This is a genomic window from Variovorax sp. 05T418 (assembly GCF_056396385.1).
Window position 1 is genome coordinate 1 of sequence record NZ_JBFTLJ010000028.1, and the last position, 18069, is coordinate 18069.

At 67.0% G+C, this 18069-nt stretch carries 17 protein-coding genes and 1 riboswitch; of the genes, 4 read left to right on the plus strand and 13 right to left on the minus strand.

Annotated features, from left to right (window positions below):
* Positions 1–247 precede the first annotated feature (247 nt).
* The 10 genes from AC1DMS_RS30795 to AC1DMS_RS30840 all read right to left on the minus strand — a co-directional run bounded on the left by AC1DMS_RS30795 (position 248) and on the right by AC1DMS_RS30840 (position 10820).
* The gene (locus AC1DMS_RS30795) at positions 248–574 is read right to left on the minus strand and encodes a thioredoxin family protein (protein ID WP_015867487.1); all 327 of its coding nucleotides are present in this window, start codon (positions 572–574) and stop codon (positions 248–250) included.
* 99 nt (positions 575–673) lie between these two features.
* Positions 674–1366 carry an HAD family hydrolase gene (locus AC1DMS_RS30800; protein WP_412511975.1) on the minus strand — a complete coding sequence of 231 codons (693 nt, stop codon included), beginning with the start codon at positions 1364–1366 and terminating at the stop codon, positions 674–676.
* Positions 1367–1419: 53 nt separating this feature from the next.
* Entirely contained in the window at positions 1420–3306 is a 1887-nt protein-coding gene (thiC, locus tag AC1DMS_RS30805; protein WP_412511976.1) for a phosphomethylpyrimidine synthase ThiC, read from the minus strand.
* A 90-nt stretch (positions 3307–3396) separates the two neighbouring features.
* A riboswitch (TPP riboswitch) is annotated at positions 3397–3501 on the minus strand.
* 26 nt (positions 3502–3527) lie between these two features.
* Positions 3528–3956 carry a YchJ family protein gene (locus AC1DMS_RS30810; protein ID WP_015867490.1) on the minus strand — a complete coding sequence of 143 codons (429 nt, stop codon included), beginning with the start codon at positions 3954–3956 and terminating at the stop codon, positions 3528–3530.
* Positions 3957–4042: 86 nt separating this feature from the next.
* Positions 4043–5173 (minus strand): acyl-CoA dehydrogenase family protein, encoded by a 1131-nt coding sequence (locus AC1DMS_RS30815; protein WP_278875237.1) that lies wholly within the window; start codon positions 5171–5173, stop codon positions 4043–4045.
* A 27-nt stretch (positions 5174–5200) separates the two neighbouring features.
* Positions 5201–6451 (minus strand): glutamate carboxypeptidase, encoded by a 1251-nt coding sequence (locus AC1DMS_RS30820; RefSeq protein WP_027730153.1) that lies wholly within the window; start codon positions 6449–6451, stop codon positions 5201–5203.
* Between the two features lie 89 nt (positions 6452–6540).
* Entirely contained in the window at positions 6541–7725 is a 1185-nt protein-coding gene (locus AC1DMS_RS30825; RefSeq protein ID WP_412511977.1) for an acetyl-CoA C-acyltransferase, read from the minus strand.
* 62 nt (positions 7726–7787) lie between these two features.
* The gene (gene aceK, locus AC1DMS_RS30830) at positions 7788–9608 is read right to left on the minus strand and encodes a bifunctional isocitrate dehydrogenase kinase/phosphatase (RefSeq protein WP_027730152.1); all 1821 of its coding nucleotides are present in this window, start codon (positions 9606–9608) and stop codon (positions 7788–7790) included.
* A 4-nt stretch (positions 9609–9612) separates the two neighbouring features.
* On the minus strand, positions 9613–10380 hold the full coding sequence (gene can / locus AC1DMS_RS30835; protein WP_412511978.1) for a carbonate dehydratase: 768 nt from the start codon (positions 10378–10380) through the stop codon (positions 9613–9615).
* A gap of 41 nt (positions 10381–10421) precedes the next feature.
* The gene (locus AC1DMS_RS30840; protein WP_015867496.1) at positions 10422–10820 is read right to left on the minus strand and encodes a MerR family transcriptional regulator; all 399 of its coding nucleotides are present in this window, start codon (positions 10818–10820) and stop codon (positions 10422–10424) included.
* A 122-nt stretch (positions 10821–10942) separates the two neighbouring features.
* Between AC1DMS_RS30840 and AC1DMS_RS30845 the strand changes: the two genes are divergently transcribed.
* The 4 genes from AC1DMS_RS30845 to AC1DMS_RS30860 all read left to right on the plus strand — a co-directional run bounded on the left by AC1DMS_RS30845 (position 10943) and on the right by AC1DMS_RS30860 (position 15088).
* Positions 10943–12022 (plus strand): MBL fold metallo-hydrolase, encoded by a 1080-nt coding sequence (locus AC1DMS_RS30845; RefSeq protein ID WP_027730151.1) that lies wholly within the window; start codon positions 10943–10945, stop codon positions 12020–12022.
* Between the two features lie 9 nt (positions 12023–12031).
* On the plus strand, positions 12032–13342 hold the full coding sequence (locus AC1DMS_RS30850; RefSeq protein WP_436037179.1) for a leucine-rich repeat-containing protein kinase family protein: 1311 nt from the start codon (positions 12032–12034) through the stop codon (positions 13340–13342).
* Entirely contained in the window at positions 13339–14250 is a 912-nt protein-coding gene (locus tag AC1DMS_RS30855; RefSeq protein WP_436037181.1) for a pseudouridine synthase, read from the plus strand. Before AC1DMS_RS30850 ends, AC1DMS_RS30855 begins: the two co-directional genes overlap by 4 nt.
* Positions 14251–14317: 67 nt before the next feature.
* On the plus strand, positions 14318–15088 hold the full coding sequence (locus AC1DMS_RS30860; protein ID WP_015867500.1) for an SDR family oxidoreductase: 771 nt from the start codon (positions 14318–14320) through the stop codon (positions 15086–15088).
* A gap of 602 nt (positions 15089–15690) precedes the next feature.
* Here AC1DMS_RS30860 and AC1DMS_RS30865 read toward each other — a convergent pair.
* Genes AC1DMS_RS30865 through gmhB form a run of 3 tightly spaced genes read right to left on the minus strand, consistent with a single transcriptional unit; the run spans position 15691 to position 18061 of the window.
* Entirely contained in the window at positions 15691–16647 is a 957-nt protein-coding gene (locus AC1DMS_RS30865) for a M48 family metallopeptidase (RefSeq protein ID WP_436037683.1), read from the minus strand.
* A 44-nt stretch (positions 16648–16691) separates the two neighbouring features.
* On the minus strand, positions 16692–17468 hold the full coding sequence (locus AC1DMS_RS30870; protein ID WP_015867502.1) for a lysophospholipid acyltransferase family protein: 777 nt from the start codon (positions 17466–17468) through the stop codon (positions 16692–16694).
* Complete coding sequence (gene gmhB, locus AC1DMS_RS30875; protein ID WP_015867503.1) at positions 17468–18061, minus strand: D-glycero-beta-D-manno-heptose 1,7-bisphosphate 7-phosphatase; 594 nt, start codon at positions 18059–18061, stop codon at positions 17468–17470. Before gmhB ends, AC1DMS_RS30870 begins: the two co-directional genes overlap by 1 nt.
* Positions 18062–18069: the final 8 nt, after the last annotated feature.

Below are 18069 nucleotides of genomic sequence, written 5' to 3' on the forward strand. Positions count from 1 at the left end.
TGCAACAAGACCGTCGGTAGATGTGCAGTCTGTTCCTCGTTTCGTTGCGCCTCGATCCTCAATGCCTCGCAAGCGATACAGCTTGGTAGAAAAACCAACCCAAACCCGTGCTTGACTGCGCGAGAAGTCCCGGTACAAGGGGGAGGCCGMAGGCCGGAGGACATTCGCGGAGCAAGGTACCCCGTCGGCGGGAGCGCGCCCTGAACTGAGCAGCAGCAGCGCCCGAACCAAGGCACCAGCGCAAGACTCAGCCCGGCTGTGCAATCAGCGCCAGCGCATCGGCAATGGACTGGCTGTCTTCGGGACGCACCAGCTTCGCGACCTGCTGGCCGTCGCGCATGAACACCAGCGTGGGCCACAGCCGCACGTTGAACGAGCGGCCCAGCGGTCGTCCGCTGCCGTCCTCGACCTTGATGCGCGGAATGTCCGGGTACTTGGCAAAGGCCTCGGCGATATGAGGTTGGGCGGCCTTGCAGATGCCGCACCAGTTGGTGCCGAACTCGACCACCGCCGGGCCCTTCAGGGCATCGATCTCGGCGCGGTCGGGCTGCTCGGTCTTGTATTCGGAAGTCATGGGATCCGGCTCCTTGTGGACTGGCTTGCTTGATGCCATTGCAGCAGAAACGTCGCGGGCTTGCTGGCGGCAGGGGCTTGGTTTTTCCAGGCCTGCTTTTCAGGCCGGCTGCAGGCCGTGCGAAGCGAGCAGCGCGGGCAGTTCCCGCATGTCGCTGAACACCTGCAGCGCGCCGACGCTGCGCAGAGCCTCGGGGCCGCTGTGGCCCGATTCGCCGGTGCTGTAGCCGAACACCGTGGCACCCGCAGCCACGCCGGCCATCGCGCCCGTGACGGTGTCCTCGACCACCGCGCAGCGCTTCGGATCGACACCCAGCGCCTCGGCAGCGGCCAAGTAAACGTCGGGGTAGGGCTTGGAGCGCGGCATCTCGTGGCCGCTGAAGATGCGGCCTTCGAAACACTCGAGCAGACCGACCTTCGCCAGTTGCAGTTCGACCTTGTGGCGGTCGGCGCCCGAGGCGCAGGCGATGCGGCCCCGGAGCCGCGCATGAATTTCGCGAATGGCCGCGGGGGCGTGCGCAATGGCCGCGAGGTCGCGCTCGAGCGCTTCGTTGCGGCGGGCCCTGAAGGCCTTGAGCCAGTCTTCGGTGATCCTGACGCCGGTCTTCGATTCGATGAGCGCGGTTTCGTCCTTCACGGCCTTGCCGGTGAAGGTGTTCATCGACTCTTCGGTGGTCAGGTGCCAGCCGAGTTCGCCGAGCATCTCGGCGAGCACGCGGTTGGTGATGGGTTCGGAATCGACGAGGACGCCGTCGCAGTCGAAAAGGACGGCGTCGAAGGGGAATGGGGTCATTGCGCGGAGGGGTTCGGGGGAATCCCCCATGGTAGCAATGACCCCGGCCGGGCTCAGGACGCGGGCTGGATCGGGATGTAGATCTCGCCGCCGCCCGCCATGAACTCCCTGGACTTCTGCGCCATTCCTTCGGCCATGGCTTCCGCCTCGGCCACGCCCTTCTTCGCCGCGTACTCGCGCACTTCCTGCGTGATCTTCATGGAGCAGAACTTCGGTCCGCACATCGAGCAGAAATGCGCCACCTTGCTCGAATCCTTGGGCAGGGTCTCGTCATGGAATTCGCGCGCCGTGTCGGGGTCCAGGCCCAGGTTGAACTGGTCCTGCCAGCGGAATTCGAAGCGCGCCTTGCTGAGCGCATCGTCTCGCGAGCGCGCGCCCGGGTGCCCCTTGGCCACGTCGGCCGCATGCGCGGCGATCTTGTAGGCAATGATTCCCTGCTTGACGTCGTCGCGGTCGGGCAGGCCCAGGTGCTCCTTGGGCGTCACGTAGCAGAGCATTGCGGTGCCGGCCCAGCCGATCATCGCGGCGCCGATGGCGCTGGAGATATGGTCGTAGCCCGGCGCGATGTCGATGGTCAGCGGGCCGAGCGTGTAGAACGGCGCCTCGTGGCAGTGCTTGAGCTGCTCGTCCATGTTGGCCTGGATCATGTGCATCGGCACGTGGCCGGGCCCCTCGATCATGGTCTGCACGTCGTGCTTCCATGCGATCTGCGTGAGCTCGCCCAGCGTGCGCAGTTCGGCAAACTGCGCTTCGTCGTTGGCGTCGGCGCCCGAGCCCGGGCGCAGGCCGTCGCCGAGCGAGAAGCTCACGTCGTAGGCCTTCATGATGTCGCAGATGTCCTCGAAGCGCTCGTAGAGAAAGCTCTCCTTGTGGTGCGCGATGCACCACTTGGCCATGATCGAGCCGCCGCGCGAGACGATGCCCGTCATGCGGTCGGCCGTCAGGTGGATGAACGGCAGCCGCACGCCGGCATGGATGGTGAAGTAGTCGATGCCCTGCTCGGCCTGCTCGATCAGCGTGTCGCGGAAGATCTCCCAAGTCAGGTCCTCGGCCACGCCGCCCACCTTCTCGAGCGCCTGGTAGATCGGCACGGTGCCGATGGGCACGGGACTGTTGCGCACGATCCAGTCGCGCGTGGTGTGGATGTTCTTGCCGGTGGAAAGGTCCATCACGTTGTCGGCGCCCCAGCGGATCGCCCACACGAGCTTTTCCACTTCTTCCTCGATGCTCGAGGTGACCGCCGAGTTGCCGATGTTGGCGTTGATCTTGACCTTGAAGTTGCGGCCGATGGCCATCGGCTCCACTTCAGGATGGTTGATGTTGGCCGGAATGATGGCGCGGCCGCGCGCCACCTCGTCGCGCACGAACTCGGGCGTGATGATGCGCGGAATGCTCGCGCCCATCGGGTTGCCGGCCACGCGCTTGGCGCGCTCCTCGTTGGCGAGGTATTCGGCCATCCACTCGCGCTTGCCGTTCTCGCGCAGCGCCACGTATTCCATCTCGGGCGTAATGATGCCGCGGCGCGCGTAGTGCATCTGCGTGACGTTGGCGCCCGCCTTGGCGCGGCGCGGCGTGCGCTGCAGCGCCGAGGCGCCGGCGCGCAGTTCGGCCAGGCGCTGGGCATCGTGGTCGTGCGCGTGCTTCAGGCCCTCGTCGAGCGCCTGGTGCGAGCGGCCTTCGTAGCTTTCGGTGTCGTTGCGCTCGGCGATCCAGGCGCCGCGCACGCCGGGCAGGCCGCGGCGCACGTCGATCTCGACCTTGGCATCGGTGTAGGGGCCCGAGGTGTCGTAGAGCGACACGGTCTCGCCGTTGGTCAGCAGCACGTCGCGCACCGGCACGTTGAGGTCGGGCCGGCTGCCCGGGATCAGGCACTTGTGCGATGCGGGAAAGGGCTCGCGCGTGAGCGAGAGCAGGGAGGTGAACTTGTCTGGGGCATTCATGCGGGGCACTCCTTGTTGAGGGAAAGGGTGCTCCGCAATCGCTCTGAGGACTTTGGGCCGCCACGTTGGTGGGTGGGTGGCGGGACCGGAGTCGGGGAGTGCAGCTCTTCTTACGCCGGTATGACCCGGATCAAGTTCGCGGGTCGGCACTTTGCCATCTCAGCACGCCACATGCGTGCACCCCGGAGCGGGGACTATTGTGCGGGCCGTGGCCCGGTGCGTCAACCGGGGGTCTGCAGATCGCCTTCGAGGTAGAACCAGCGGTCGCCCTCGCGCACGAAGCGGCTGCGCTCGTGCAGGCGCGTGGCGGCGCCGGTGCTGCTGCGCTGGCGGGCGACGAATTCGACCTCGGCATGGTCGGCGTCCAGCACCGAGCGCGAGCGGATGTCCAGGCCCAGCCACTTCACGCCGGGTTCGAACTCGATCGACGCCGGCCGCGTCGACGCATGCCAGGTGGCAAGCAGGTAGGGGCCGCGTTCCAGCACGAAGGCGGTATAGCGCGAGCGCATCAGCGATTCGGCGTCGGGCGCGGGCGTGCCCTCGAAGTCCTCGAGGTAGCGGCCGCAGCACAGGGCATAGCCGATGGGCTTGTCTCGGCGGTCCGTGCGGCCGCAGGGGCAAGGTCCGGTGGGGGGAACAGTGGCGCTCATGAAGGCCTCTATTGGAACATCCTCCGGGCCCTTCGACCGATGGGGCAAGCCCGGGGCGCCGTCCAGGAGCCTTCCGAGCGCCCGGTTCAGGCCATTGCGCGCTGGATCAGCAGCTTCTGGATGTCCGAGGTGCCTTCGTAGATCTGGCACACCCGCACGTCGCGATAAATGCGCTCGAGCGGAAAGTCGTTCACGTAGCCATAGCCGCCCAGCGTCTGGATCGCGGCGCTGCAGACGCGCTCGGCCATTTCGCTTGCGAACAGCTTGGCCATCGCGGCTTCCTTGAGGCACGGGCGGCCGGCGTCTCGCAGGCTGGCAGCGTGCCAGATCAGCTGGCGCGCGGCTTCGAGCTGCGTGGCGCACTCGGCCAGCCTGAAACCGACGGCCTGCTGGTCGAAGATCGCCCCGCCGAAGGCCTGGCGTTCCTTGGCATAGGCCAGCGCCACGTCGAAGGCGCTGCGCGCCATGCCCACGCTCTGCGCCGCAATGCCGATGCGGCCGCCCTCGAGCGCGCCCAGCGCGATCTTGTAGCCCTCGCCCTCGGCGCCGATGAGGTTTTCCACCGGGATGCGGCAGCCGTCGAAATTGATCTGCGCGGTGTCGCTGCTGTGCTGGCCCAGCTTGTCCTCGAGCCGCGCCACGCTGTAGCCCGGCGCATCGGTGGGCACGATGAAGGCGCTCATGCCGCGCTTGCCCGCGCCCTTGTCGGTCACCGCGATGACGATGGCGACCTGGCCGTTCTTGCCGCTGGTGATGAACTGCTTCACGCCGTCGATCACGTAGCCATCGCCGTCCTTGCGCGCCGTGGTGCGCAGGCTCGATGCATCGCTGCCGGCCTGCGGCTCGGTGAGGCAGAAGGCGCCGAGCATCCGGCCCTGCGCCAGCGGCTCGAGCCACTGCTTCTTCTGCTGCGCATTGCCGTAGCGCATGAGGATCGCGTTGACCGGGCAGTTGGTCACGCTGATGGCGGTGCTGGTGCCGCCGTCGCCGGCCGCGATTTCTTCCAACACCAGCGCGAGCGTGAGGTAGTCGAGGCCCGCGCCGCCGTGCTCCTCGGGCACGCAGATGCCGTAGGCGCCGAGCGCCGCGAGGCCCTGGTGGGCTTCCTTCGGGAAGCTGTGCTCGCGGTCCCACTTGGGGGCGTTGGGCCAGAGCTCGGCCTGCGAAAAATCGCGCACCGCGTCGCGGATGGCTTCCTGGTCGGCACTGAGCAGCATGGCGTTGTCTCCTGTCCTTTTTCTTGCTTACTTGCCGGCGCCCAGGTCCATGATGAGCCGCGCCGCCATGTACAGGCGCCTTGGAATCGCGCTGATGTCGACGTACTCGGCCTTGTCGCTGTGGTAGCCGAAGCCCGGCAGGCCCAGGCTCTCGATCACGGGCTTGCCCGAGAGCGCCGCGTAGGCCGCGTCGGTGCCGCCGCCGGTGCGCTCTTCCACGCCCAGCGTGCCGCCGGCTTCCTTGTAGTAGGCCACGGCCTTGTCGACCAGCTTCTTGCCGCCTTCGCCGGCGTTGAAGGCCGGACGGCCGCGCGTGACCACCACCTTGACATCGGATTCGGGCAGCTTCTTCTGCTGCGCCTTTTCTTCGAGCGTCTTCATGGCGGCCTCGAAGTCCTCGTTCTGCGCATAGCGCACGTCGGCGTTCAGCGTGGCACTGGCCGGAATGATGTTCGACACGTTGCCGGCCTTGGACATGGTCCAGTTGAAGCGCAGGTGCCTGGCCTTGTCGTCGATGCTCATGGTGCGCAGCACGAGGTCCGACGCCTCGACCAGCGCGTTCACGCCCAGGTCGGGCGCGGCGCCCGCATGCGAGGCCTTGCCGGTGATGTTGACCTGCACGTAGGCAATGCCCGAAGTGCCGAGCGAGAGCTTTTCATCGCCCGCGCTCGTGGGTTCGAACGAGAGCACGTAGTCGGCCTGCTTGGCTTCTTCCTGGATCAGGTCGCGCGAGCCGAAGGAGCCTTTTTCCTCGTCGGTGTTGAACAGCACGGTGATGGTGCCGTAGTCGCGCACGCCGTAGTCCTTGAGCAGCTTCAGCGTGTGCAGGATGACGGCGTTGCCGCCCTTGTCGTCGGCAATGCCGGGGCCGTAGGCCTTGTTGCCTTCGATGCGGAACGGCGCCTTGGCGAGCGTGCCCTTGAGGTACACGGTGTCCATGTGCGACATCAGCAGCAGGTTCTTGCCGCCCCGGCCCTTGAGCTTGCCGACGATGTTGTCGCCCACCACGAGGCCGGCCGACTTGCTGCGCGTGACGGTGAAGCCAAGATTCTTGAGCTCGCCCTCGAGGTAGTTGCCCGCGGCCGCAATGCCCTCGGCATCGCCCGTGCCGGTTTCGATGTTGACCAGCTGCTCCAGCGTCTTGAGCACGGCGGGCTGCGCATCGGTGGCGGCCTGGAACAGCACGTTGTCGCGCTTCTGCGCCCAGCCGGCGGCTGGCGCCAGCAAGGCGGTGGCCAGCAGGGCTGCGAGCATGGTGCGTTGATTGAATGGGCGCATGAAGAATCTCCTGGCGTCTGTCTGCAGTATTCGTAGAGAGAAAACCACGAAGCGCCCCGGCAAGGGGCGCTTGCGGCGTTTGTTTTTTGTTAAAGCAACTCGAGTGCCACCGCGGTGCCTTCGCCCCCGCCGATGCACAGCGTGGCCACGCCGCGCTTCTTGCCGCGCGCCTTCAGCGCATGGATCAAAGTGACCATGATGCGCGCGCCGCTGGCGCCGATCGGGTGGCCCAGCGCGCAGGCGCCGCCGTTCACATTGACGATCTCGTGCGACACGTCGAGCTCGTGCATCAGCGCCATCGGCACCACCGCGAAAGCCTCGTTCACTTCCCACAGGTCCACGTCCTTGACGGTCCAGCCGGTCTTCTTGAACAGCTTGGCCACGGCGCCGACCGGCGCGGTGGAGAACCACTCGGGCTGCTGCGCATGCGTGGCATGGCCGACGATGCGGGCGATCGGCCTGGCGCCGATCTTCTTGGCGTGCGACTCGGTCATCATCACCAGCGCGGCAGCGCCGTCGTTGATCGACGAGCTCGATGCGGCGGTGATGGTGCCGTTCTCTTTCTTGAACGCGGGCTTGAGCGTGGCGATCTTGTCGAGCTTGACCTTGCCCGGGCCTTCGTCGATGGAAATGACGGTGTCGCCGCCGCGGCCCTTCACGGTGATGGGCGTGATCTCGTCCTTGAACGCGCCGGATTCGGTGGCGGCCTTGGCGCGCTGCACGCTGGCAATGGCAAACGCATCTTGCTGCTCGCGCGTGAACTTGTACTTGGCGGCGCAGTCCTCGCCGAAGGTGCCCATCGAGCGGCCCGGCTGGTAGGCGTCTTCCAGACCGTCGAGCATCATGTGGTCGAAGATGCGGTCATGGCCCATGCGGTAGCCGCCGCGGCCCTTGAGCATAAGGTAGGGCGCGTTGGTCATGCTCTCCATGCCGCCGGCCACCATCACCTCGTGCGTGCCGGCCAGCAGCAGGTCGTGCGCGAGCATCGCGGCCTTCATGGCCGAGCCGCACATCTTGCTGAGCGTGACCGCGCCCGCGCTGTCGGGCAGGCCGCCCTTGTAGGCCGCCTGGCGCGCCGGCGCCTGGCCCTGGCCGGCCATCAGGCAATTGCCGAACAGCACTTCGCCCACGCTGTCGGGCGCGATGCCGGCGCGCTCCACGGCGGCCTTGATGGCGGCGCCGCCGAGGTCGTGCGCGGCAAGGGAAGAGAAGTCGCCCTGGAAGCTCCCCATGGGGGTGCGGGCGGCGCCGACGATGACGATGGATTCAGGCATGGTGATCTCCTTCGGAAAAGTGGAAAGAAAAAAGGAAGCGGTCGTTGCCGACCGGGGCTCGATCAGAAATGGGTCGCATGGCCCTCGTGCGGAAAGCGCTGCGACTCCTCGTACGGGAACACGTCGAGCATCTGGCCGGCCCGGATGCGTTCCTTGTGGTGCTGCCAGAAGGCAGCGTCGAGCAGGTCGGCATGGTGCGCCATGAAGGCTTTGCGCACCGCGTCGTTGCCGAGCAGGAAAGGCTCGAAGGTTTCCGGGAACACGTCCTTCGGGCCCACCGAATACCAGACCTCGCCGCTCATCTCGTCTTCCTCGTTGCGCGGCGCGGGCACCTTGCGGAACTGGCAGTCGGTGATGTATTCGATCTCGTCGTAGTCGTAGAAGACCACCTTGCCGCCGCGTGTGACGCCGAAGTTCTTCCACAGCATGTCGCCCGGAAAGATGTTGGCCGCCACCATGTCCTTGATGGCGTTGCCGTACTCGACCACCGCGTGCTCGAGCTGCTCCTGCGCGCGCTTGGCGTGGGCCGGGCTTTCGGGGTTGGCGAGCGTGTCGAAGGCCTCCTGCAGGAAGATGTTGAGCGGGATCATGCGGCGCTCGATGTAGACGTGCTTGAGCACGAGCTCCATCTCCCCGTTGCCGTCGCGGTCGCCGATCTCGAGCTGGCTGGGCGCGAATTTGCGGATCTCGTCGATCAGCTCGGGCTCGAAGCGGTCGAGCGGAAAACCAACGTCGCTGTATTCGAGCGTGTCGGCCATGCGGCCCACGCGGTCGTGCTGCTTCACGAGCATGTACTTGCCCTTGATCTGCTCGCGCGTGGTGTCCTTCTGCGGCGGATAGAAGTCCTTGATGACCTTGAACACGAACGGGAACGACGGCAGGTCGAACACCAGCATGACCATGCCCTTGATGCCGGGCGCGATGCGGAAGCGGTCGCTCGAGTAGTTCAGGTGCGAGAGGAAGTCGCGGTAGAACAGCGTCTTGCCTTGCTTGGCAAGGCCCAGTGCGTTGTAGATTTCGGCGCGCGGCTTGCGCGGCATGAGCGAGCGCAGGAACTGCACGCAGGCCGAGGGCACTTCCATGTCGACCATGAAGTAGGCGCGCGCAAAGCTGAAGAGCATCTGCAGGTCGTCCTCGCCGAAGAGCGCCGCGTCCACGTAGAACTTGCCATGGCTGTCGTGCAGGATCGGCAGCGAGAACGGGAGTTCGACGAAGCCGTTCATGATCTTGCCGACCACGTAGGCGCCCTTGTTGCGGTAGAACAGCCCCGAGAGCACCTGCAGCTGGAAGTTGGCGCGCAGCTTCACCTGGTGGAAGCGCCCCATGATGGCGTGCGCCACGCGCTCGGCATCGCGCCGCTTGTTGGCAAAGCCGCCCTGCAGGCCGTAGTCGTCCAGCATCTGCTCGATGGTGTCGGCCAGCGTGTCGTGCGAGGGGTAGTAGGGCCTGTACGTGGGCGCGCCGCGCGGCTCGATGTACTCGGTGCTGATGGCCGGGCGAACGAAGATGAAGTCGTTCTGGAAGTAGGCCCGGTGCAGGATCTTCGTGGTCACCGAATTGAAGAAGCTCTCGGCCAGCTCGGGCTGGTGGTGGTCCACCAGCAGGCCGATGAAGTGCAGCTTGACCTGGTGCCACACTTCCATCGGCTGGTCGCCGGCCTTGAACTCTTTCTCGAGCCGGGCCACGGCCTCGTTCACGCGCATGTCGTAGAACTCGATGCGCTCGCGCTGCGCGCGCTGCTGGCCGTGCCAGTCGGCCGTTTCGAAGCGGTGCTTGGCGCGCGCCGACTCGGCGCGGAACAGGGTGTAGTGGCGATTGAACCCGTCGATCATCGCCTTGGCGATGTCGTAGGCCAGCGGTGAATCGAGACGCTGCGGGAACATGGGTTCAGCCGGTTTTCGTTCCGGTGCTCTCGATGGCCTGGGCAACGGCCGCGGCGGCATCGATGCCTTCGGTCCCGTCGGCCCCGGCCTGCGCCGACGGCGAGGCTCCCGCGGGCTTGCTCCACTTGTAGCGGATGCGCTGCACCGCGGCCTTGTAGACCGCGTCGAGCGGCCTGGCGCCATCCACGTTCAGGCCCAGGTCCTGCAGCAGGCCGTCGTGCACGCCGAAGGTCCAGCCGTGGATCTTGACCTTCTGGCCGCGGCCCCAGGCATCGACCATGACGGTGCTGACGGCCACGTTGACCACCTGCTCGGCCACATTGAGCTCGCACAGCGCATCGACGCGCACGTCCTCGGGCAGGGAATCGAGCATCACGGCGTGGCGGTCGCGCACGTCCTGGATGTGGCGGATCCAGTTGTCGGCCAGGCCGATGCGCTTGCCGCTGAGCGCCGCCTTCACGCCGGCGCAGCCGTAGTGGCCCACCACCATGATGTGCTCGACCTTCAGGTGCTCGACCGCGAACTGGATCGCCGAGAGCGCGTTGAGGTCGGAGTGCACCACGATGTTGGCGACGTTGCGGTGCACGAACACCTCGCCCGGCTCCAGGCCGGTGATCTGGTTGGCGGGCACGCGGCTGTCGGAACAGCCGATCCACATGTAGCGCGGCGTCTGCTGCTTCACCAGGCCGGTGAAGAAGCCGGGCCGGTCGCGTTCCATCTGTGCGGACCAGGCACGGTTGTGGGCAAACAGGTCATCAAGATTGTCGGACATGGGCGTGATTGTCGATGAGTCGTGGTGGTTCGGTCGGGATCTCAGGCCGCTCTGGCCGCTTTCTGTGCCTTGGCCAGGGCCGCGCGGCCCTTTTTCTCGTGCTCGCGCACTTCCGCCAGGTTGGCCTGCAGCTCGGCCAGCTGCGCCTCGAGCTGGGCGCGGTGCGCACCCAGCACGCCGAGGAACTTCTGCAGCTGCGGCACGGTGTCGCGCGGGCTGTCGTACATGTCGAGGATGTCCCTGGCCTCGGTCAGGCTCAGGCCCAGGCGCTTGGCACGCAGCGTGAGCGTGAGCCGCGCCCGGTCGCGCGCGCTGTAGACGCGCTGCACGCCGGCGCGCTCGGGCGTGAGCAGCCCCATGTCTTCATAGAAGCGGATGGCGCGCGTCGTGAGGTCGAATTCCTTCGCGAGCTGGCTGATGGTGAAGGTTTGCGCGGACATTGGACTGGGATCTGCCGAAAAAAGCCGTCTGGAGGGGCGTTGCGGCGGCGACAGCAGGATGGCCCCGCTCTGCCTACAATGATGCCCTCAACCCATGACGTTTACGTAAACGTCAATCTTACATGAACCTCCTCGAACGCGAACTCCACTACCCCCTGGGCGACACCCTGCCCGCCCCCGGCGAAGCACTGGAAGTCGCGCCGGGCGTGCGATGGATCCGCATGCGGCTGCCGTTCGCGCTCGACCACATCAACCTCTGGCTGCTGCGCGACAGCCTCGACGGCGTCGAGGGCTGGACCGTGGTCGACTGCTGCATCGCGCATGACGAAGCCCGCGCCCAGTGGGAGCAGGTGTTCGAAACGCAGCTGCAGGGCCTGCCGATCCTGCGCGTGATCGTCACCCACATGCACCCCGACCACATCGGCCTGGCCGAATGGCTGTGCACGCGCTGGAACGCGCCGCTGTGGATCAGCTCGACCGACTACCACGTGGCGCGCGTGCTGAGCACCGCCGGCGACACGCTGGCGGGCGGCGACGCGGCGGCGAGCTTCTTTGCCTCGCACGGCCTCGTCGACCCCGAGGCGGTGGCCAAGATCCGCGCCCGCACCAACTACTACGCCAACATGGTGCCCTCCGTGCCCGACCGCTTCACGCGAATGATGGACGGCGACACCGTGGCCATCAACGGCCACGCCTGGCGCTGCATCAGCGGCTACGGCCATGCGCCCGAGCACATCGCGCTGTACTGCGACGATCTCAAGCTGCTGCTGGGCGGCGACATGATGCTGCCGCGCATCTCGACCAACGTGAGCGTGCATGCAGGCGAGCCCGAAGCCAATTCGCTGCGGCTCTTCCTGGACAGCATCGACAAGTTCAAGGCGCTGCCGGCCGACACGCTGGGCCTGCCCTCGCACGGCAAGCCATTCACCGGCATTCACCGCCGCGTCGACCAGCTGCAGGAGCACCACCGCGACCGCCTGGCCGAACTGCTCGAAGCCTGCACCGCGCGCCCGCTGACCGCGGCCGAGGGCCTGCCGATCCTGTTCAAGCGCGAACTCGATCTGCACCAGATGACCTTCGCCATGGGCGAGACCGTGGCCCACCTGCACCTGCTGTGGTTCGCGGGCCAGGTCCGGCGCGAGCTCGGCGAGGACGGCATCTACCGCTTCGGACCCCGCAGCGCCACGGCCCGGGCACTTTAGACTCGGTGGATGGACACGCTGGCTGAGCTGCGCGCGGGCCGGCTGGCAGGCGCAAGACGAATCGACCTCTCGTGCGGACTCACCGAGTTTCCGCGCGAGATCTTCGACCTGGCCGATTCGCTCGAGACACTGAACCTCTCCGGCAATGCGCTCGACGCATTGCCCGACGACCTCGGCCGGCTGCACCGCCTGCGCGTACTGTTCTGCTCCGACAACCGCTTCACGCGGCTGCCCGAATCCATCGGCCAGTGCCAGGCGCTGGAGATGGTCGGATTCAAGGCCAACCGCATCCGCACCGTGCCTGCCGCCGCGCTGCGGCTGCCGGCGCTGCGCTGGCTGATCCTCACGGACAACCAGATCGAGACCCTGCCCGAGGCGCTGGGCCAATGCACCGCCATGCAGAAGCTCATGCTGGCCGGCAACCGGCTGCGTGCGCTGCCGGAATCGCTGGCGGCCTGCGGCCGGCTCGAGCTGCTGCGCATTTCGGCCAACAACTTCGAGGCGCTGCCCGCATGGCTGCTGGCGCTGCCGCGCCTGTCGTGGCTCGCGGGTGCAGGCAACCCCTTTGACATGCAGGCCGAGCAGGCAGCCATCGCCGCGCAGTCGGTGCCGCATGTCGACTGGCGCGACCTGGCGCTGGGACAGAAGCTCGGCGAAGGTGCATCGGGCGTCATCCACCAGGCGGTGCTGGGCCCCGCGTCGCGGCCGGTGGCCGTCAAGCTGTTCAAGGGCGCAGTCACCAGCGACGGCTGGCCGCACAGCGAGATGGCCGCCAGCATCGCGGCCGGCGCGCATCCGACACTGATCGCCGCACAAGGCCGGATCGATGGACATCCGGATGGCACCCAGGGCCTGGTCATGGCGCTGGTGGATCCGTCTTTCCGCACGCTCGCCGGCCCGCCGAGCCTCGCGTCCTGCACGCGCGACGTCTATGCGGCCGATGCGCAGTGGACTTCCGCCGTGGCATTGCGCATGGCCCGCGACATCGCTTCCGCCATGCGGCACCTGCATGCGCGCGGCATCCTGCACGGCGACCTCTACGCGCACAACATCCTCTGGAACGCGCAAGGCGGCGGACTGCTCGGCGATTTCGGTGCGGCCTGGATGACGGGCGCACTCGACACGGCGCAAGCCCAGGCACTGCAGCGGCTGGAGATGCGCGCCTTCGGCTGCCTGCTGGAAGAACTGCTCGAGCGCTGCAGCGACGCGCCGCCGCACATCATCGTGGTGCTGAAGGACCGCTGCCTGCAGGCCGATGCGTCCGCGCGGCCCTCGTTCGCCGAGGCCTTGGCGCTGCTCGAGGGCGAGCTCTCGCCATGACGGGCCAGCGCCTGCCCCTGCCCACGCGCGACGGCGTCGGCCCGAGCTGCGTCGGCCTTCCGCAAGGCGCATGGCCCACCATCGCCGAGTTCCTGATCGAACGCTTTCCGGCAATCACGCGCGAGGCCTGGCTGGCCCGCATGGAAGCCCGCGACGTGGTCGACGAGCACGGCGTCCCCGTGACCGCGCAGCGCCGCTACCAGGCGCCATTGCGCGTGTACTACTACCGCACGCTCGATGCCGAGGTGCGCATCCCCTTCGACGAGCAGGTGCTGTTCCAGGACGACCAGCTCGTGGTGGCGGACAAGCCCCCTTTCCTGCCCGTGACCCCCACCGGCAAGTACCTGCAGGAGAGCCTGCTGGTGCGGCTCAAGCGCAAGCTGAAGCTCGACGACCTGGTGCCGCTGCACCGCATCGACCGCAGCACCGCGGGGCTGGTGCTGTTCTCGGTGCGTCCCGAAACGCGCGGCGCCTACCAGGCCATGTTCCCCGAGCGCCGCATCGACAAGCACTACGAGGCCGTGGTGCCGTGGCAGCCCGGCGTGTCGTCGGTGCCCGGCACCTACCGCAGCCGGCTGGTCGACGACGACCATTTCATGCGCGTGAAGGAAGAGGCCGGCGAGCCCAATTCGGAAACGCGCATCGCCGTGGAACAGGCGGCGGGCGGCCATGCCCTGCTGAGGCTCTCGCCCGTCACCGGCCGCAAGCACCAGCTGCGGGTGCACTGCATGGCGCTGGGCATGCCGATCGTCAACGATCCGTTCTATCCCACGCTGCTGCCGCCCGACAGCGACGACTTCGACAAGCCCTTGCAGCTGCTGGCCAAGTCGGTGGCGTTCCAGGATCCGGTGAGCGGCGAGCTGCGCCGTTTCACGAGCCCGCGCAGCCTGGCACTGCCGCCAAGGTGACGCCCCGCGGGCACGCCGCGCACTAAGCTCGTTTCCTGAAATCTTTCATTCAGGAGACACCTGCACCATGGACACCACCCAACTCTTCTCGCTGAAGGGCCGCAGCGCCTTGATCACTGGCGGCTCGCGCGGCATCGGCCGCATGATTGCCGAGGGCTTCCTGGCCCAGGGCGCGCGCGTGTACATCTCCGCCCGCAAGGCCGCAGCCTGCGACCAGGCCGCCAAGGAGCTTTCGGCCTTCGGCCATTGCGTGTCGCTGCCGGCCGACGTGTCCACGCTGGAAGGCGCGCAGGCGCTGGTCGCTGCCTATGCGAAGCATGAAGACGCGCTCGACATTTTGGTCAACAACGCGGGCGCGGCCTGGGGTGCACCGTACGACGAATTTCCCGAGAGCGGCTGGGACAAGGTGGTGGACCTGAACCTGAAGACGCCCTTCTTCCTGACCCAGGCGCTGACGCCGATGCTCAAGAAGGCGGCGACCGACCACCTCGCGAAGGTGATCAACATTGCGTCCATCGACGGCATCTCGGTGAATCCGCAGGAGACTTATTCGTACGCGGCGAGCAAGGCCGGCCTGATCCAGCTCACGCGGCGCATGGCGCTGCGGCTCGCGCAGGAGCGGATCGTGGTGAGCGCGATCGCGCCCGGGGCGTTTGCCTCGGACATGAACAAGCTCGCGCGCGACCATGGCGATGAAGTGAAGGAGCGGATTCCCGCGGGGCGCATCGGGGTGCCGGAGGACATGGCGGGGGCGGCCATTTATCTCGCCTCCCGGGCGGGGGACTATGTGATGGGGTCTACGCTGGTGGTGGATGGGGGGGTTACGCACGCGCGGTGATTTTTTTGAGGTGGGGGGCCGGGTCTCGCCCCGGCGGGCGACTCACTTTCTTTTGCTTCGCCAAAAGAAAGTAAGCAAAGAAAAGGCGACCCTACTGTCTGCGTCCCTCCGCTTCGCTACGGGCAACCTGCGGTGCTCGATTACGGCGGGGGTCCGCAGAACTCGCTTCGCTCAAACAGCTGCGGCCCTGATCCCGCCTCCATCTGCGCTCCTCGGCGCATACAGAAGGGGTGGGAGCGGGCAGCCTTCGCTTCGCTCGGCCCCAATATCCAACAGCCAATAACAACAGCCCAACCACCGCGGCGCTGCGCGCCGCGGTGGCTTGGTGGCCGAGCGAAGCAAAGGCCCGTGTGGTTTGCCCTCCCCTCTGTATGCGCCGAGGAGCGCAGCGTTTCGCGGATCAGGGCTCGCAGCTGTTTGAGCCGAAGGCGAGTTCTGCGAGACCCCGCGAAACGCGAGCACCGCAGGTTGCCCCGTAGCGCAGCGAAGGGGTCGCAGACAGTGGGGTCGCCTTTTCTTTGCTTACTTTCTTTTGGCGAAGCAAAAGAAAGTGAGTCCGCCGCCGGGCGGAATCCCGGCCCCGGAAAACAAAAAAACAAACCTCAAGACCACCGAGGCACAGCCTCATCCTTGAGCTGCCGCCGCAGCAGGTCATAGTCCGGCACCACGCTCTCCACCGTATCCCAGAACCGCTGCGAGTGGTCCATCACCCGCAGGTGCGCCAGCTCGTGCGCCACCACATAGTCGATCACCGGCAGGCGAAAGTGGATCAGCCGCCAGTTCAGCCGGATCGACCCATCCGCGCTCGCGCTTCCCCAGCGAGTCGCGGCATTCGACAGCGACAGCTTCTGCCACCGCACCCCCAGCCGGGGCGCGAAATGGTCGAGCCGCTCGATGAACAGCCGGCGCGCCTGCCGCATGAGCCAGGCTTGGGCGGCATCGCGGATCTGCGAGGCCTCGGCGTTCTGCGCCACGGCCAGGCGCAAAGTGCGCGGGCCGGCGGCGTCATCGCTTGCATCGAGCGTGCCGCCGACGCTTGCAAAGCCGTGCTTCGGATCGAGGCGGATCACGACCGTCTCGCCCATGAAGGGAAACTCCGCGCCGTCCTTCCAGTCGATGCGCGTGGCCTCGACGCGTGCGTGGCGCTGCTGCGTCTCCAGCAGCTTGCGCAGGATCCAGCCGGCCTTTTCCTGGATGGCGGCATCGACGTCGCGCAGCGTGACCCAGCGCGGCGCGCGCACCGACAGGCCTTCGGCGCCCACCACGAAGCCGATGGTCTTGCGCTTGCCGCGCTTGAACTCGTAGGCCACGCGCGCCGATCCCAGCACCGCTTCGCGCGTGGCCTCAGGGTGCACGAAGCTTGCGAGCGCGAGCGTGTCGCGCAGCGGGACGGCGGGCTGCGCGGGACCGGCGTCCCCGGCCCTGCCTGTTGGCTGCGCATCGGCGACCGGGGGTGCGGGCACGGCCGGCGGCGCCGCCTTTTTCCGAACCTTCTTGCCGCGCGGCTCGCTCGGCTTGGCCGGCGCAAACTCGTTGCCCAGCCCTTCGAACAGGTCCATCGTGAACTGAAGCAGTCCCCGCATCTCGGGCTCTTTCTTTTCTTCTACTTCAGCGCCTCTTGCGGCGCCTGCGGCAGCGGCAGGCTGTCGCGGTAGGCCTCGGGATCGAGCCGGCGCATCTCGGATTCGATCCAGGCCTCGACCTCGCGCATCAGCTCGTCGGGCTTGCGGCCCACGCTGGGAATGGCCGGGCCGATCGACACGTCGACCACGCCGGGACGCTTGATGAAGGCCTTGCGTGGCCAGACCTTGGCCGAGGTGACGGCCACCGGGATCACCGGCACGCCGGTCTCGCATGCGAGGCGCGTGCCGCCGCTCTTGTAGGTGCCCTTCTGGCCGCGCGGAATGCGGGTGCCCTCGGGAAACATGATGATCCAGATGCCCTGCGCCAGCAGCTTGCGGCCCTGGTTCACGACCTTGTTGAAGGCCTGCGCGCGCTGGCTGCGGTCGATGTGGATCATGTCGAGCCGGGCCATCGCCCAGCCGAAGAAGGGCACGTAGATCAGCTCCTTCTTGAACACGAAGGCCAGCGGATGCGGCATCAGCGTGGGCATCAGGAAGGTCTCGAAGGTCGACTGGTGCTTCACCAGCAGGACCGCGCCGGCCAGCTTGTCGGCGGGCAGGTTTTCCATGCCGGTCACGCGCGTCTGGATGCCCAGCAGCACGCGCGCGCCGCCGATGGCCCAGCTGAGCCACTGCACCGCCATCCAGTAGAGCGGAATGCCGCGCTTCCAGAGCGAACTGACGCACATGATGATGCCCCAGGGCACCACGGTGACGAGCATCCACAGGGCATGGACAACGGAACGGATAAAAGCCATCAGACAGCCACCTGCAGTGCAGCCTGCGCTTCGCGCGCAAGCAAAAAGTCGACAAAGGCGGCGAGGTTCTCGTGAACCACGGTGTTCGCCGGGTATTCGGGAGGCAGCGGATCGACGCCGCGGCAGGCCGCGCCCATGCCGGTGAGCAGCAGGTGCGGCTCGCAGCCGGCGGCCGCGCCGGCCTGCAGGTCGCGCAGGCTGTCGCCCGCGGTGGGCACGTCCTTCAGGTCGATGCCGTAGCGGTCGGCAATCTGGCGGAACAGGCCCGGCGCGGGCTTGCGGCAATCGCAGCCCTCATCGGGGCTGTGCGGGCAATAGAAGACCGCATCGACCCGACCGCCCACGGCCGCGAGCATCTTGTGCATCTTGGCGTGCATGGCATTGAGCGAGGCCATGTCGAACAGCCCGCGGCCCAGGCCCGACTGGTTGGACGCGATCACCACGTGCCAGCCCGCATGGTTGAGCCGGGCCACGGCCTCGAGCGCACCGGGCAGCGGCGTCCACTCGATGTCGCTCTTGACGAAGTCTTCGCGGTGCACGTTGATCGTGCCGTTGCGGTCGAGGATGACGAGTTTCATGGCAGTGCCGCCCATCGTGAGGT